Annotated in this window: 6 protein-coding genes; 1 reads left to right on the top strand and 5 read right to left on the bottom strand. The window is 33.8% G+C overall.

The annotated features are described in order from the left end of the window. Positions 1 to 10: 10 nt before the first annotated feature. The 5 genes from ABD963_RS13400 to ABD963_RS13420 form a co-directional block, all read right to left on the bottom strand. Entirely contained in the window at positions 11 to 5,191 is a 5,181-nt protein-coding gene (locus tag ABD963_RS13400; protein ID WP_345277628.1) for a T9SS type B sorting domain-containing protein, read from the bottom strand. 165 nt (positions 5,192 to 5,356) lie between these two features. Next, complete coding sequence (locus ABD963_RS13405) at positions 5,357 to 10,267, bottom strand: choice-of-anchor L domain-containing protein (protein WP_345277630.1); 4,911 nt, start codon at positions 10,265 to 10,267, stop codon at positions 5,357 to 5,359. 138 nt (positions 10,268 to 10,405) lie between these two features. Continuing rightward, positions 10,406 to 13,126 (bottom strand): T9SS type B sorting domain-containing protein, encoded by a 2,721-nt coding sequence (locus tag ABD963_RS13410; RefSeq protein ID WP_345277632.1) that lies wholly within the window; start codon positions 13,124 to 13,126, stop codon positions 10,406 to 10,408. 28 nt (positions 13,127 to 13,154) lie between these two features. Beyond that, positions 13,155 to 13,982, bottom strand: a complete 828-nt coding sequence (locus ABD963_RS13415; RefSeq protein ID WP_345277634.1) for an ABC transporter permease subunit — start codon at positions 13,980 to 13,982, stop codon at positions 13,155 to 13,157. A 10-nt stretch (positions 13,983 to 13,992) separates the two neighbouring features. Continuing rightward, on the bottom strand, positions 13,993 to 14,895 hold the full coding sequence (locus tag ABD963_RS13420; RefSeq protein ID WP_345277636.1) for an ABC transporter ATP-binding protein: 903 nt from the start codon (positions 14,893 to 14,895) through the stop codon (positions 13,993 to 13,995). A 125-nt stretch (positions 14,896 to 15,020) separates the two neighbouring features. On the opposite strand from ABD963_RS13420, the gene ABD963_RS13425 reads away from it, so the two are divergent. Next, positions 15,021 to 16,082, top strand: a complete 1,062-nt coding sequence (locus tag ABD963_RS13425) for a hypothetical protein (protein ID WP_345277638.1) — start codon at positions 15,021 to 15,023, stop codon at positions 16,080 to 16,082. Positions 16,083 to 16,084 lie beyond the last annotated feature (2 nt).

A 16,084-nucleotide genomic window follows, 5' to 3' on the forward strand; every position in this document is an offset into this window, starting at 1 on the left:
AATATAGGAGTTAGCGTTTTAAAGTGAAGTGCCCTGAAAACTCCCTGCCATCTTCTAAATTGAGTTTAAACCAATAATCGTCAGTTGGTAATAGAGCGCCATTATATGTTCCATCCCAACCATTTGATCGTACCGATAATTGTTTTATCAATTTGCCATATCGATCATATATTAAAACACTACTACTAGGTTGTACATTTTGGTTGAGTCCTTTTATTTGCCAAAAGTCATTAATGCCATCCCCATTTGGGGTAAAGTATTTTGGGTGTCCAATAACCGAAATATCTAAGGTCACAAAACCACAAATAGCATCTTTAACATACAAGGTATAAAACCCTGCTCTTACATTATCGAAGAAAGGTTCTTCTTTATAAACTATGAAATTAGAGCCATCCTCTCTTAAGGCAAATTCATAATCACCTCGACCAAGATTTGTTGTGTCAACTGTAACAGAATTATTCTCGGAAAGATCTACAATAGTTATATCATCTTGAGTGATAGTTGCCAATTCTGAAGCGTCAACAAAAACCTCCCTGGTTCTTGAGCATCCTGTACCATCAGTTTTTGTTAACGTAATGGTATAGGTTCCTGGATTTGAAATGGTAATGTTTGAATCGTTTGATAAAAATTGATTTGAAATGGTACCATCTGAACTAGAAAATAGCCATTGGTAGTCAAAATTTTCCGTGGTATTAGTCTCAATAGGATCTAAAACAATTGAAAAAGTGGGGTCTGATGAACATACAATTAGCGGAGTTGCTATGCTAAATTCTGGTAATGGGTTCACTATAAAGTCGATATTGGTTACTGCTCTACAATTTGTATTTATTGGATTTACTACTTCAACCACAATAGTTTGGTTTTCTGAGTTAAGGGGGTTTGGTAAAGTTGAGCTATCTACCACACTATTCCCATTTTCATCGATGTAATTATAATAAATTTCCATACCCGTTTGCGAACCTAAAATAGTACTTGTGAAAGTTGAAGTGTTGAAAGGATAAAATCCATCATCGTCAATATCGCCTGCATCACCATCACAAACTATTTGCTGTGCTACTGGATTGGCGGCAGGTTGCTCATCAACAATAAATTCCAGTGTTGTTTCATCATAACATGGCCCATCTGGAGCTAGAGTAGCATTGTTAGTTACCCGAATGGTTATGGTTTGACTGCCGGTTAAAAATGGATTTGGCAGCGGACTTGGTAAAGCGTTTCCATTTTCATCAAAATAAGTTATAGTAAAGTCAGTTGGGTTTTGAGAACCTAATAAATCGCTTTCAACTTGCGAAGTATCAAAAGGAAAATTACCATCATTATCATCATCACATTGCCTTGGCATATTTATGGGGTTTAAAATAGGTAAGGGTTCAACGGTTAATAAAATATGTGTACCCAAACCAAGACAATCATTGGCAATGGCACTATCAACCCGAACATAGATAAGTTGTGAATTAGGATATCCTATATTTCGATAATTTGAAGTATTGGTTATTTCATTGACTTCAGCTAAAGCATCGGCTTCATTTCTATAATAGCGCGGTGGTAATGGGTTTTGCCCTGACGGGATAAAACTTAAAATAGTAGCTGTTACATTACTAAAATCAAACGTCGCTATACCATCTCTGTTGTTATTATTTGCTGTATTATTTCCATCAATATCTAAAAAGTCATCACATTGATTGAAAGTAGCCAAAAAGTTTGAGGGAATAGCGGTGGTAGAAACATTCAATTGAATTTGTGCAACGCTGGAACAACCAAATGAAGATTCTATTCTTGCCCAAACCACATCAGAATTAATAGTCCTATTTTTAAATACCGTTATATTACTAATATAATCAGGACTTGTAATATCACCAGAAATTGCCGCAACTTCCTCTAAAAAATAAGTGAAAGTTTCATTCGTTGCATTGGTTGAAATTTCATTATTAGCTTCTGTTAAATTAAAGAAACTGAAACCTAAAGTGGCTAAATCGTCATCATCACATTGTATTAAAACAATTGGAGAGTTCACTACAGGTAATGGATTTACTGTAATTTGAATTTCATCAGAATACAATCCACAACTATTACCATTTCTGTTTAAAAAGGCACGATATAAGTTTCCATTGAATGCTAAGGGTGTATTGGTGATTAATAAACTGTTGGTTTGGGAATCACTATAAACCGCATTATCAATTATGTTATTCCAATTTACACCATCTGTAGATACTTGCCATTGTATGGTATCAAAGGTTGAAGAAATCAGCGAAATATTATGGTCTGAACCTTCACAAATTTCAACACTTATAGGTTGGGTTGTTATTATGATGGGTGCAGCGGTAATAAAGTTGTTATTTGGTAACAGTGTGTAACCATCAGTTGCCCCAGCCCCAATAACTTTACCATTCATATCCACATCAGAGAGTGTTGGAGTATTTCCCAATAATCCATTATTATTCAAATCTGTAAAACCAGCTTCAATAACATCATTACAACCATCACCATCACTATCTAAATCTAAATAAGAAAATATACCATCACCATCGATATCATCCGGAGTGTAGGCTATAAGATTACTGTCAGGAGTAGTTTCTGCTCTGTCCGTCCAACCATTCACCCCAAACACTGGACCATCATCTATGCCTAATGTACCAGTATCTGATAAGAAACTAAATAATGGGTCGGCTTCGTTAATATCATAAATTCCATCATTATCACTATCTAAATCATAAAAATCTAAAACACCGTCAGTATCGGTATCAATAGGCAATGCATTAATATCAAAAATATCGTCTAATCCATTACCATCTGCATCAATTCCAGATAAAGCTACCAATGTAGCTTGGTTTTCAATGATATCAGGAATACCATCGTTGTCACTGTCTAGGTCTAGTTCATCTTTTATACCGTCACCATCCTTATCATTTTTGAAACAAGTAAGAGAAACATTAGCTTGAAAATTTGAGGTATCAGTGATGTTCTCCAATCTATGTATGAATGAAAACCCATCCACTTGATTTGCAAAAAAAGCAAAAGGTGTTGTGCCTAATGGTGAAGGGTTATATTTAAAACGAATTTCTGAACCTGAAATTTGTGTGATACCGGTTTCAAAATCATTTTTAAAATTAGAATCAACCAACAGACGGTTATCCGGGTCTATCAAAGTAATATTTTTATTAACAGGGAACACTCTCACAATGAAATATTCACCATCAACCGATGTATGGGTGTATGCAGTATCCTCGGATAGTTTAACGTTTACAGATTCATTAAAAACCAAAGAATAATTCCCTTCAGCACTTGTGGCTGGTGCAACATTGCTGGTGAAGGTTCCAACTGCATTACCAACAAGGGAGACATTTCCACCTGAACTGCTAGTGGGTGTATAAGTTCCTGATGTTATTAATGCATTGGTAGTTGCATCTTGAAATTCGAGGATTGGATTGATTAAATTATTTAGATTAACAACTACATCACCTCTGGACTCTGTACAGTTTAAAATACCATCATTGTCATTGTCTATATCCAAATTATCAATAATACCATCGTTATCAATATCATCTGGACAAATACTAACTGGAACTTCAACAGATTCAAGTGTTTCTCCTGTGCAGGTTATGGTACCCACCAATTTATATCGCGCAGGAATTGTAGGCGTTATAGATGCTACATTTAATGATCCTGGAACGGATTGAAAACCAGAGCCGCTTCCGTCATCAAAAAACCATTCAAAGATATCAAAGTTTTGTGCGTTTGCTGCTTCTAGTGTGATGTTAGGAATACAATTGCCTAAGGCCGCAAGTTGTGCATCGAAGTTTATTTCTGGATTTGTGGGGAATCCAGAGTAGAAACTTCCTGATGTAGCGGCACCATTTTGGTTAAAATAAGCCACATACAATTCGTCATTTCCTTGAACAGAGATATTTCCACTCAATCCAGTAATTCTGTAAGTCACATAATCATTTTTTCCATCTACGTTATTAGGACCAGTAGTACTATAGTTGGATAAAGGTAAATTGTTAATTGTTACCGATGCACCCACTTTTGTAACAACAGAAACACCTCCACTATAAATTGTATTACCAATTAAATCGATATTTGCGATATTGTCAATATTACCTCTGGTTTCACAACTTAAAGGTGGTACAAATAGCATTTCCTGATTCGCTTCACTATTCCCACCAATTCCTTGGTAAGCAAATACGTCTTCAGAGGTGGCTACATACATATTGCCACTTGCATTGTAGTTATTTCCTTCAATGAGGTAATAATCTCCTGCATTTATTGTTGCTATCGGGGCATTACCATTAATGCTAATTGAAGTGTTGTTTGAGTGTGCAACAATGAGTACGTTTTCCCAACCGTCTGCTCCTCCACCTCTAACAAAAATATATTCTCTTCCTACTTTTGATAATCCAGCAATTTGATCTATACCATAGTCCCTTGCTCCTCCATTATGAAAACTTCCATTTGCAGAACCGCAGTTTACAACGATTGGTTTATCTGAAGACACTAAACAACCAATTAAACCATCTCGGTTTACAGGTGTGGCAAAACTATTGGTGGCAATTGTATAACTCTCTCCTTCATTCAAAGAGATATTATTTATAGGAGTTGTACCAGTGTAGTTTAAAATGTTTAAACCAGCAGGTAAATCATTAAAATTAACTACTGTATTGTCTTCTGTAGCCATAACAGAAACAAAATTCAAGTAATTGTCTTGAGGGTTTTCATTAGTAAACGATCCAACTCTAAATGCTGTTCCTAATGCAGAAAGACCTTTACTAACCAAAGCCCCTGCCTGAGCACCAGAAGTGGCACCATTCATTCGTATAGATACATATATAGGGGCTTCTGCTTCAATAATATACCCTCTGTTTGATGTTACCACGCTTGTTTGACCAGAAGGTATAAATAGTTGGTTGTCACCACTGTTATTTCCTGTTATTTCAATTATAGTTGGTATGGCATTAGAAACCGTTCCAGTAATATTTGAAGATATTGGTTGTCCTAATTGCCTTATTACAAAAGGCACATTTTGGCTGGAAGGTGTTGAAATATAAATATATTGATCTTGAGGTAATGAACTGTTAGAATCTGCATAGGTTAGTGGTGGTATATAATGTGTTTTACTTAATTGAGAAAACCCGAAAAAAGTAATAAAAAATGTTATGATAAAGAATACTCTTTTTTTAACTAAAAGTTTTCCCATTGTTGTTGATGTTTCTCTCTGTATTAAACTAAAAATAATCTCTAAAATATGCTAATTAAACATATTAGACTGAAAAAATACTTCATGGTTTATTCTTTTTAGATGAAAGCATAAAAAAGGTAGTTTATAAGTATTTTAGAGAGAAATTTTAGAGTTAAAAAGTATTTATCTTTTTAAGGCAAAATGTCCCTTTACCTCAAAAGATTCTCCATTTTGAATCACATTAGCAACAAACCAATAATCATCTGAAGGCATATTTTGCCCATTAAAAGTACCATCCCAACCAACGGATGTATGCGGTAATGTTTTTAAGAGTTTTCCATACCTGTTATAAATATACACAATGGTTCCCGGTATTTCGCTTATGCCAACTATATGCCATGTATCAAAAATGGCATCATTATTTGGTGTGAAAAATTTAGGGATATCTATCACAACGACTTCGGTGGTAACATCTTTACAACCATTTAAGTCTCTAATTGTAATGATGTGAAGACCATATGTTACATTTTCAAAAACATTGGAAGTTTGTGGTTCACCATCATCTAAAATAAACACATAATCACCTATGCCACTAATATCTATGGTGATGCTATTTGGGTCGGCAAAATCAACTTTAGTCGTAAAGTTTATATTGGCATTTTCCGATTCAATAACGGTAAAGTTTTTTGTATAAGAACAGTCGTTAGAATTACTATTGGGTGTTGTTGCCGTAACAAAATAATCCCCAATTTGGTTTGGATTATCTAATTGAATTTGTGATGTGGTAGCTCCAGTTGACCATAAATACGTGTCATCTGGATTTCCTGTGTAAGCATCAATAATTAAGGGTAAATCGTTGATACATAATGGCACAAAATCGTCTATAGGAATAATTGGTAAGGGGTTTACATAAATTGTAAATTGAGTTACATCGAAGCAACCTGTATTGTTGTTTTCCAATCTAGCAAAAATAATTTCCTCATTGAAACCGGAATGGGTAAGTGACAAGGGATTCGTTTTAGTATTAGCGTCATTAATATCGCTATAGTAAGTGATGGTATAATCTAAAGGACTTAATGAACCTAAAATTGCACTGTTTTGAGATAACAAATTAAAGTCTAAAAAACCATCAAAATCGTCATCGCAATCTATTAAGTCAAAAGGTGTATTAGAAACTGGATTTGGATTTATTTGTAAATTGAAAGAAGTCGTAATATGGCAACCTGTTGAAATATCTGAGACTCTAATATAAATAGTGTGGTTATTTAATGTATAGTTATAAATATTATTTAATGGTGATAAATTGTCATCTGCATCATTAAAAGCATTATGGAACGATATGTTTACTGAAGACGTATCATCTACAACCAAAGCGTTTATTAATGATAAATTATATGTATCTGTTTCATTATCACATATTTCAATGGTTCCTATGGTGTTAATTGGTGGAGGTAAATTGACGATAAGATCGAGGGAGTTAATACTATAACAACCAGTTAATAAATTCACTACTTTAATATAAACTGTTTGGGTATTTGAAATGAATGCCGTTGGATTTGGAATTTCATTTGTATTATCCCTGCCATCGTTTGGGTTGATATCTGATAAATTTTCAAAATAATTGACACTCAAATTACTTTGAACTCTATCTAGAATCTGAAAATCGGCGGTTGTTAAATCAAAAGTTGTAAAACCATCATAATCTGCATCGCATTCAATTAATGGAGCGGTAACTTCAGTTATATCAGGAGTTGCAATAATGTTGATTCCAAGCTCCTCTACTATATAGCATAATGAATCGTCACTTTCTATCCTAACATAAAGACTTTGAGGATTGGTAACATTGGTATAGGTAGCTGGTAAAGGGTTGGAATTATTTCCAGCATCTATGGGATTTAAATGAAAAGAAATATTCAACTCATCAGGCGAGGTTAGTTTTATTTCTTCAGCTTTTGCCGCTAAATCGAATTCATTTCTACCATCATTACTATCATCATCACAAACAAGATAATCTATAATAGGGTCGTAAATAGGGTCTGGAGCTACTTGTATGATTATGGAAGAGGTGTTAAAACAACTTGGATCCGTTGTGTTTTCAACTCGAACATAGATGGTTTGAGGACTGGAAATGTTCTGGTACAAACTATTTTTATCAATAGCATTTGCTAAATTACCATTGGTAGCATCTATTGGATCTTCAAAATAATAAACTTCTTTTCCTGTTTGTCCATTTAAAATTGCAGGGTCATTCTCTACTAGTAAGAAGTCTGCAAAAGAATCTCCATCATCTTCACAAACTTTAAATTCTATACCTGAAGGTATTACAGGTGATGTATTTATAATGGCTTCAAAAAACTCAATAGCATAACATCCAGTACCACTAACAATATCCTCAATACGAATATATATGGTTTGAGTATTCGTGTTATAGGCGTCTCTGTTTGATGTAGGAATCATATTGGTATTATTGTTGGCGTCATCGAGTGAGGTGAAAAAATCAATTTGTAAGCCTGAGGTGCTAGGAACTATCTCAGGTATTTTATCATTAAGGTTTATAATTGAAAAACCATCTGGGTTGCCATCAGTTGTATCACAAATAATGATATCGCTTGGTGTGGTGGTTGATGGTGCAACTAATACTTCAATTTGAAATGGATTAACTGTTGCACATCCAGAATTGATACTTTCTATTCTAGCGTAAAGGGTTTCAATTGAGTTTGTGTTATTATAAAAAGGCGGTAATTGGTTTGCAATGTTATTGATGTCTGCGTCTGTTGGATTATCAAAATAGGTTACAGTAAAGTTTATGTTACCATTTGTTATGATATCATCCAATGAATGTAAATCAATGCTGGCAATACCGTCGTCATCGTTATCACAATAAGGTAAAACAACATTATCAAATAACAATATGGGGTTTACCAATAAAGTTATTTCCGTGTTTTCAATACACTCACCATTATCAATTCTTATATATAAAACTTGTGGACTAACCGCTGGATATAATTGTGATTTATCTAATGCATTTGTATTGCTATCTCTATCGGCCTCAGTTTCAAAAAATGTCACGGTAATTGTACCGGGTAAATCATTTGCTATATTGTTTTGTACAACAAATAAATCAAATAATAATGTGTCATTTACATCATCATTATCATCACAAAGTGCAAAGTCACCTGTATCTGTTCCTGTCAATAATAAATTGGTATGTATTTCAAAAGGAACAATCGAGTAGCAACCAGAGGCATTATCAACAATTCTTAGATAAAGTGTTGCAGAACCAGGTTCATTAATGGCATTGGTGTACTGGTAATTTGATTCGTCAGCAATGATGTTATCACCAGTTTCGGCATCTGCAAAACTAATGTGAAATGTTGTAGTAACACCTGTTAAACCATTTAAGATATCATCAATCACTTCAGTTAAATCAAATGTAGCATTTCCATCAAGGTCGCGATCACAAGCATCAAGGTATTGTGTATCTCTATTTACGATGGGGCTTATGGTAACATTAACATTTAATACGGTGGTAGTTACACAGCCAGTAACAGTATCTACTATTCTTACGTAAACTAAATCTGTAGGGCTATTGGAATTGATATATGGGATAGGTATAGGGTTGTTACCAGAATTGGCATCTAACATATTGTAGTGGTAGGTAACAAATAAGTTGTTGTTTCCATTTGTTATTTCGTCATTCTTTTCAGATAAATATATAACTGCAAAACCATCAGGGAAATCATCAGTATCACAAACTTCCAAAGGGGTTGGGTTTACTATATTGGGTATTGGGTTTACTATTAAATTAAATGTAGTGTATGAATAGCAATTACTGTCCAGATCATCTATTCTAACATAAATGGTTTGAGGATTTGTGGTATTGGCAATTGGTGTAAGTATGGGATTAGTATTGCTCCTTGCATCAGCATCAGAAAAATGATAGGAAAAATCATAATTGGTAAAGGGAATATTAGCAATTAATTCGGAATCTTTTAAGCTAAGGTCAAATATTTCAATTTCATCAGTAGAGTCATCACATAATTCAAAATTACTAATAGCACTTATAGGTTCTTCAGTATTTAAAACAACAATAATTTCATCTTCCTCTAAACAATTTGAACCATTAACTGGCACTGAAACTTCAACTCTATATGTGCCGTCCTGAACAGCATTAAATGTCGCATTAGTTGCTCCAGAAATTAAAATACCATTTCTGTACCAAGCATATGATGCTAAAGGATTTTGTAAATCAGCATTTAATGTCACAGAGCCTGCACAAGTTTCAATATCTGGACCCAAGTCTAGAATCCTAAAACTATCTCCTTCTATAAATACCGCTGAATCAAAAGTCCCATCTGTTTGGTCGGCAATAATTAATTTGATGTGATATGTTACATTAGGGACAATGCTTCCAGAAGCAGTTAACACGGTTGTTCTCCCATTGTAATTGGTATCTCCAATATTGTAACCATCAAAATATTGATCGTTCTCAGCAGCACAAACTCCAAAAATTTCATCGTGAATGGTGTTGGTGTTTACCGGTGTAGTGGTTCCAGGAACTAATGCAATGTTTTGGTAAGGATTTGTAGTACCTGCTTCTCTTATAAGAAAGACAAAACCATCGGAGAATTGGCATGGATTTATACCAAAATATTCTTCAGAAGCCAATAGATAATTGAACTGAAATTGATTTGAGATCGATACAAAATCAAATTCAATAGATGTCGCATTCACCGTATTGGTTATACCTAGGGCGGTTTCCAAATCAGGGTCTGTTCCCCAAGTGGAAGAACCTTCACTTAAAGTTGGTGTTCTAACTGCATTACCTCCAGATGCTGCAGCGCCTGTAGAAAGCATGATACCATTTTCAAAAGGAAAATTGGAGCCAGCTCTTTCAAAATAGGCGTAACTGTTTAATCCTGTTGAATTACCATTAACCGATGAACTAATATTTGAAATATCGACACAACCATCAACCAAATTATTCTGGATAAGAGCCTCTAAACCCACACTATCATCTACAGAAATTTGTTGAGAAAAAGCAAAATTACTACTGCATATACATATAATTAAGATGTAGTAAAAAAATCTCATAGATTGTAGGCTTTTCTATTTGGGTTTATTTGGTGAAAATTAATCCTTTATTAAAGGAAAAATTTAAACGAAATGTAGATTTTTTTTTATTTAAACCCAAAAATATTAGGGTAAATACAATTTAATTGGTTGTTTCGTTTAATATTTAAGAGTAAAATGGTTTTTAAAAATTCGTCCATCTTGCAATTTTACTGAAAACCAATAGTCATCACTGGGCAGTTTACCACCGTTGAAAGTACCATCCCAACCATTTCCAATGGGGTCTAATTCCTTAACCAACTTACCAAACCTATTAAAAATGAGTATTTTGGTGTTAGGTTGAAACATTTCTGAGACTCCATAAACTTGCCAAGTATCATTGTAGCCATCATCATTTGGAGTGAAAAATTTAGGGAAACCAATTACCGAAACACCAGTATTTACCTCTCCACAATCATTTTTAATATCTCTAACATAAATTGTGTAGATGCCTGGAGATACGTTTTCAAAAACATTGCTTTCTTGGTAAGGAGCCACTAATATGTTATTACTATCAACCAAACTGTACTCATAAAGCCCCTCACCCGAGACGAATACGGTAATCGTATTATTAGTGGTAACATCCAAAACTTCTATAGATTCAAAGGAGGCTAGGTTTGATGGCTCAACGTTTATGGTTCTTATTTTGGAGCAACCATTGGCATTGGTTACAGTGACATTAAAAGCACCAGCTTGGTTCACTTGAATTTCATAAGTATTCTCACCGGATGACCAATTGTAACTGTAATTATTTGGTGAATCATTTAATAACGCTGCATTAATGGCAATACTTTCAGGGAATTTGTTTAAACAATAATATACAACATCCTGGGTTGCAATATCGGGCAATTCCAAAACAGTAAGAGTTAATTCGCTAATGCCATAACAATTATTGTCGTTTTCTACTCGGGCAAAAATGGTTTGGCTAAATGGTTTGGTATTGGTGTATGATGTATTTAAGACATTCTGCTCCAGAAGGGCATCATCATAGGTTTCATAATATGAAATATCCAATCCAGTTATAGGTAGGCTATTCAGAATTAAATTATCGGCATCATTTAAATTAAATTCATATAGTCCATCTTCAATACCATCATCATCACATAAAGGAGGAAAAGCAACATCATTTACGTCTGTAACACTTACATCCAGTGTTAATTCAGAATAGCTGCTGCATCCAGTTTCATTATTTATAACTTCAACATATATTATTTGGGGGTTTATGGTATTCCTAAAAAAAGTATCATTGATAGGAATGGTTCTACTGGGGTCTGTATAAAATCTGGTATTTAAACCAGAAACTCCACCATTCAAACTGTTATTGGCCTCAGTGAGATTGAACAAGGTGCGTCCATCAGGAACACCATCTTCATCACATTGTAATAATGTAAAATTAAAAGCTTCGGGATTTGGATTGAATTCAACAAATGCTTGTCCTTCAATAGCACAATCCCCATTGTTTGGATCGATGTATACTTCATATCTACCTGCTTCAAAAACCTCTAAATCAAAATCTGTATCCCCCAAAACTACATTGTCTTTTGTCCATATGTAGGTGGCTCCAGGAATAATTTCTGAACTTAAGATGTAAGTATCCCCATCACAAATTGCTAGGTTGCTAGAGCTTTCACCATTTTTAATAATATCAATTTCTGTGTTGAAAAATGAAGCAATAAATGGTGGTAATCCCTGTGAAGATCTAAAAGGAGACAAATTGATGGCATTATGGATATAATTACACCCCAACCCAACGGTATTTGGGTTTTGTATAACCCCTAAATTTGGTAAGCCTTGATTATAGGTGGCACTCAGAGCTCTATAAATTTTACCATCGGGACCTAATTGCAATCCGCCACGGTAAAGGTCACGATTTTCTAAAGTAATTTGAGTTCCTTGGATATCGGCTTCATTCAAATTAAACTGTGTTAACGTGGATTTATGATTGTTTGGATTTTCTGAACTTTGAGGGTTTTCTCTATCAAAAAAATCATTGGAAGCATGAATATAAAGCAATTGACTATTAGGTGAGAATTCAACACCATAAGGAAATATACCCCCATTACCGGAGTTAATGGTTAATTGTTGCTGATTTAATAATTTACCAGTAGACACGTCAAAATCATAAATATATAATCCACCACCAACATTGGCACTCGCAACTTTAGTGCCATCTGGAGATAATTTTAAATAGCCTCTGGCATCTGTTATAAATAAATTAAAATTTGATTTTACAGAGGAGGTATTTACCCCTTTACTGGTAACCTCGAAAGCGTGGTACGTGTTAAAAGAATCTGTATTACCATTTTCTGAGGCCAAAGTAACTACCCAAATAGATTTAGTAATACAATCTTTTAAAACAGCAGTAATTTTTTCTGAACAGATAGGTAATAGGTTGGTATTTTTAACAACCACAGCACCTAAGCCACCATCTAAAGTCATATCTATTTCAGAATAATTTAGCCCAAAATCAAATCCATCCAAACGATTGTCAACTGTAAAAACGTAATAAATATTTTCGGCTTGTGGTTTCGGAACAATAATAGCAGATTGCGTACTTGAAGAATCGCCATTAAGCCCAAAGCCATTTTGCATTATACTATGGTTTTGGTTCCAAATGGTTATACCGTCAGTGTAGAACAATAAATTACCAAAATCATCAGATATGGAAGCACACCCTTCACGTGTGTTTAATTGGCCATCTTGTGGTCTTGTAATGGTGTTATTTCCAAGATTGAATTTAATGCTTGCATTTTCTCCAAAATACCAGTTTGAAGCTTCGAATTGTCCAAAAACACTCAGGCCTATAATACTAAAAACGGCAAGTAATATTCCTTTTTTCATCTTTACATAGCAAATGCCTGTAAAGATATTACAAATCCCGCTTTTTTAATAATCTGTACGATAAAAAGATAAATACGGCAGTCCAACCTAAAACAATAGCAATTTCATACCAATGAACTGTATAGTCATAAGATAATTCAGCCTTATCAGGAAATTTGGTCATTGCGATTCTTTGAAAAGGTTGATCTATGAGTTTATACATGGATTCCAAAGGCATGAAGTTTTTAATTTTAAAAGCATCACTGGCATTTCCAAAAATTTCATAAGCACCCCAAAATACCAACCATTCTACTAAGTAGAGAATGAACAAGAATGCCAATGCAAAAGCGGAACGTTTCACAAGCATTCCAAAAAACAAACACAAACTAAAAAAACCAACTAGTTTAACCAAATAGGCCACTAGGAAGTTAGTTTCCCTTAGTATGATATTAAATTCATTATAACTGGAATAATAGAGACCAATACATAGTGAAATTAACCCTATTAAAATGGTTGATAACATTGAAAAGAAAACAATAGTATAGAATTTTGACAAAATGAATTCTCTTTTGCTTAACCCATCTATTAAGTTTTGCTTCAGGGTTTTGTTACTATATTCATTACCAATCATGCTTACTACAACAATGGCAAAAAAGAATTTGAATTGGGCCGCAAAAAAGGTAGTTAAATGCCAAATAATTGGAAAGTTAAAAACACCCAATTCACCCAATTCTAAGGTAAAAAAACCAAAAACATTTATTTTTAATGAGGATAGAAGGATTACAAAAAATGGTAATATGAAAGATACAAAAATTAGTATTTTACTAGTTCTATTAAGTAATAGTTTTTGTAATTCTAAATTTAAAAGTCTTAGCATGAGGTTGGGTTTAGTTATTTTGGTTATCGGTTAATTGTAAAAATTGCTCTTCCAAACTTTCTTTGCGTTGTACTAAATGGGTAAGTATAATACCTTTTTCAAATAGAAATTTATTAAAATCATCCGATTTCATAGGTTCATTCAAAAAGGCGGTCACCAAATGGTCGTGTACTTTGATTTTTCCAAAGCTTTTGTTATTTTCTAATAACTTAACTAACTCATCTTGTTTATCACATTTCAATTCAAAAAATCCGTGACTGGAAATCATTTCATCAACGCGTCCAGAATATAATTTCACACCTTTTCTAAGTACTACCACATGAGAACAAACTTTTTCAACTTCATCTAATAAATGTGAAGCCAATAAAATAGTGGTACCTTGCCTAGCAATTTGCTTAATAATTTCCCTAATTTGGTGGATTCCTTGGGGATCTAGCCCGTTGGTAGGTTCATCAAGAATTAAAATTTCGGGGTCATTCAATAGGGCAGATGCAATCGCTAAACGCTGTTTCATACCTAACGAGTAGGTTCTGAATTTGCTATCTTTTCGTTCTAAAAGGCCGACAATTTCAAGTTTTTCATCAATCTTACTCTTGTTTACACCTTTTATTTTGCAAACCAACTTTAAGTTTTGTGAAGCCGTCATGTATGGATAAAAATTGGGACGTTCTATAATGGCTCCAACCTTTTTTAAGGCATTATGTGTGGTAGTATTTCCGTCAAACCAATGAAAACTGCCTTCAGTTTTATTAATCACATTTAAAACAATACCAAGCGTGGTGGATTTTCCACTTCCATTAGGTCCTAAAATACCATATACATTACCTTTGTTTATAGTGAAAGAGAGATCTTTTACTGCGGTTAAATAGCCAAATTTTTTAGTGAGATTGTTAATTGTAAGAATAGGTTCCAAGCTATAATGGTTTTAATGCCAATGGTTAAATTAGCAGTGGTTAGTTACAAAAGTATGACGATGGTCTTCAATTTTTGTTACAATGATATTAATAAAAGCTTTAAATTTGAATAAGTTACAAGTGTATGCAAGATTTAAAAATATCTAAAAAAAAGCCGTCGTTTCCTATATCATCAAAGTTACACGATTATTTAACGGAGTATAACAGAAATATAAAAATACCTATTTTTTATGATGATTTGTTACGTTTTCAAGGGTCCATTGTAGTGTATGATAAAGAGGATAACGACACGCTTTGGATACGGGTTTACTATAGTGATTTTGAAAGGGAAGAAATTGATTTGTCCCTAAAAAAAGTATATACCATTTTACATTCTGACGGAAATGAAGACACCATACCTTTTTTAAATGTGGATGCTATTGATTACTGTACTTTCGGGAATTCTAAACCTTTCCGCATCAAAATCAGAAATATTTTAAACGATAATTACACCTATTTTTATGTAAAAACGGCTGATGCTTCAAGGGTTTATGGGCTGGAATTGGAACATATGCTGTCGCCTTATAACTTGAATTTTTTAGTTTACAAAAATACGTTGATTGAAGAGCATATTGCGGGTATTCCAGGAGACGACTTCATTAAGAATTTTTTGGATAAATGCGATAAATCTGAAAAATCTCAAATAGCGAAAGAGTTTGTTAAGTTTAACGAGCGATGTATGATTCGGCTTTTGGGCGATATGCGATCTTACAATTATGTGATTGTTCCCACGCATGATTTTGACCATGTGGTTTATAAGATTCGTCCTATTGATTTTGATCAGCAGTCCTACGAAGGGAAGTTCAATATTTACCGTCCTCAGTTTTTTAAAGAGAATTTAAAAATGGTGGAGTTGGTTACAGAAAGTATGCAAAAACTATCCATACACCAATATAAAACTGAAGAACGTTCTATTTTGGTAAAACGCTTAAAAAGTTTTCACGATAGAATAGACGAACTCTTGGCCTGTATGTTGGAAGATTCTATTTCTAAAGAAGAAAATATTGATTTACTCAAGACTACCATTTTTGAATACACCCAAGATATCAATTTTAAAAATTGCAAGAATATGGGTGAAATTTTAAAGTTTTCCTTGGAGTTTTTAACGCGTAATTATGAGAATGTTAATTTGGAGAATTTGAAATGAAA

Origin of the sequence: Litoribaculum gwangyangense (assembly GCF_039543505.1) — a bacterium.
GTDB lineage: Bacteria > Bacteroidota > Bacteroidia > Flavobacteriales > Flavobacteriaceae > Litoribaculum > Litoribaculum gwangyangense.

Coding starts and splice junctions, on each gene's coding strand:
- ABD963_RS13400 (WP_345277628.1), bottom strand. CDS start 5,191: ATGGGAAAACTTTTAGTTAAAAAAAGAGTATTCTTTATCATAACATTT.
- ABD963_RS13405 (WP_345277630.1), bottom strand. CDS start 10,267: ATGAGATTTTTTTACTACATCTTAATTATATGTATATGCAGTAGTAAT.
- ABD963_RS13410 (WP_345277632.1), bottom strand. CDS start 13,126: ATGAAAAAAGGAATATTACTTGCCGTTTTTAGTATTATAGGCCTGAGT.
- ABD963_RS13415 (WP_345277634.1), bottom strand. CDS start 13,982: ATGCTAAGACTTTTAAATTTAGAATTACAAAAACTATTACTTAATAGA.
- ABD963_RS13425 (WP_345277638.1), top strand. CDS start 15,021: ATGCAAGATTTAAAAATATCTAAAAAAAAGCCGTCGTTTCCTATATCA.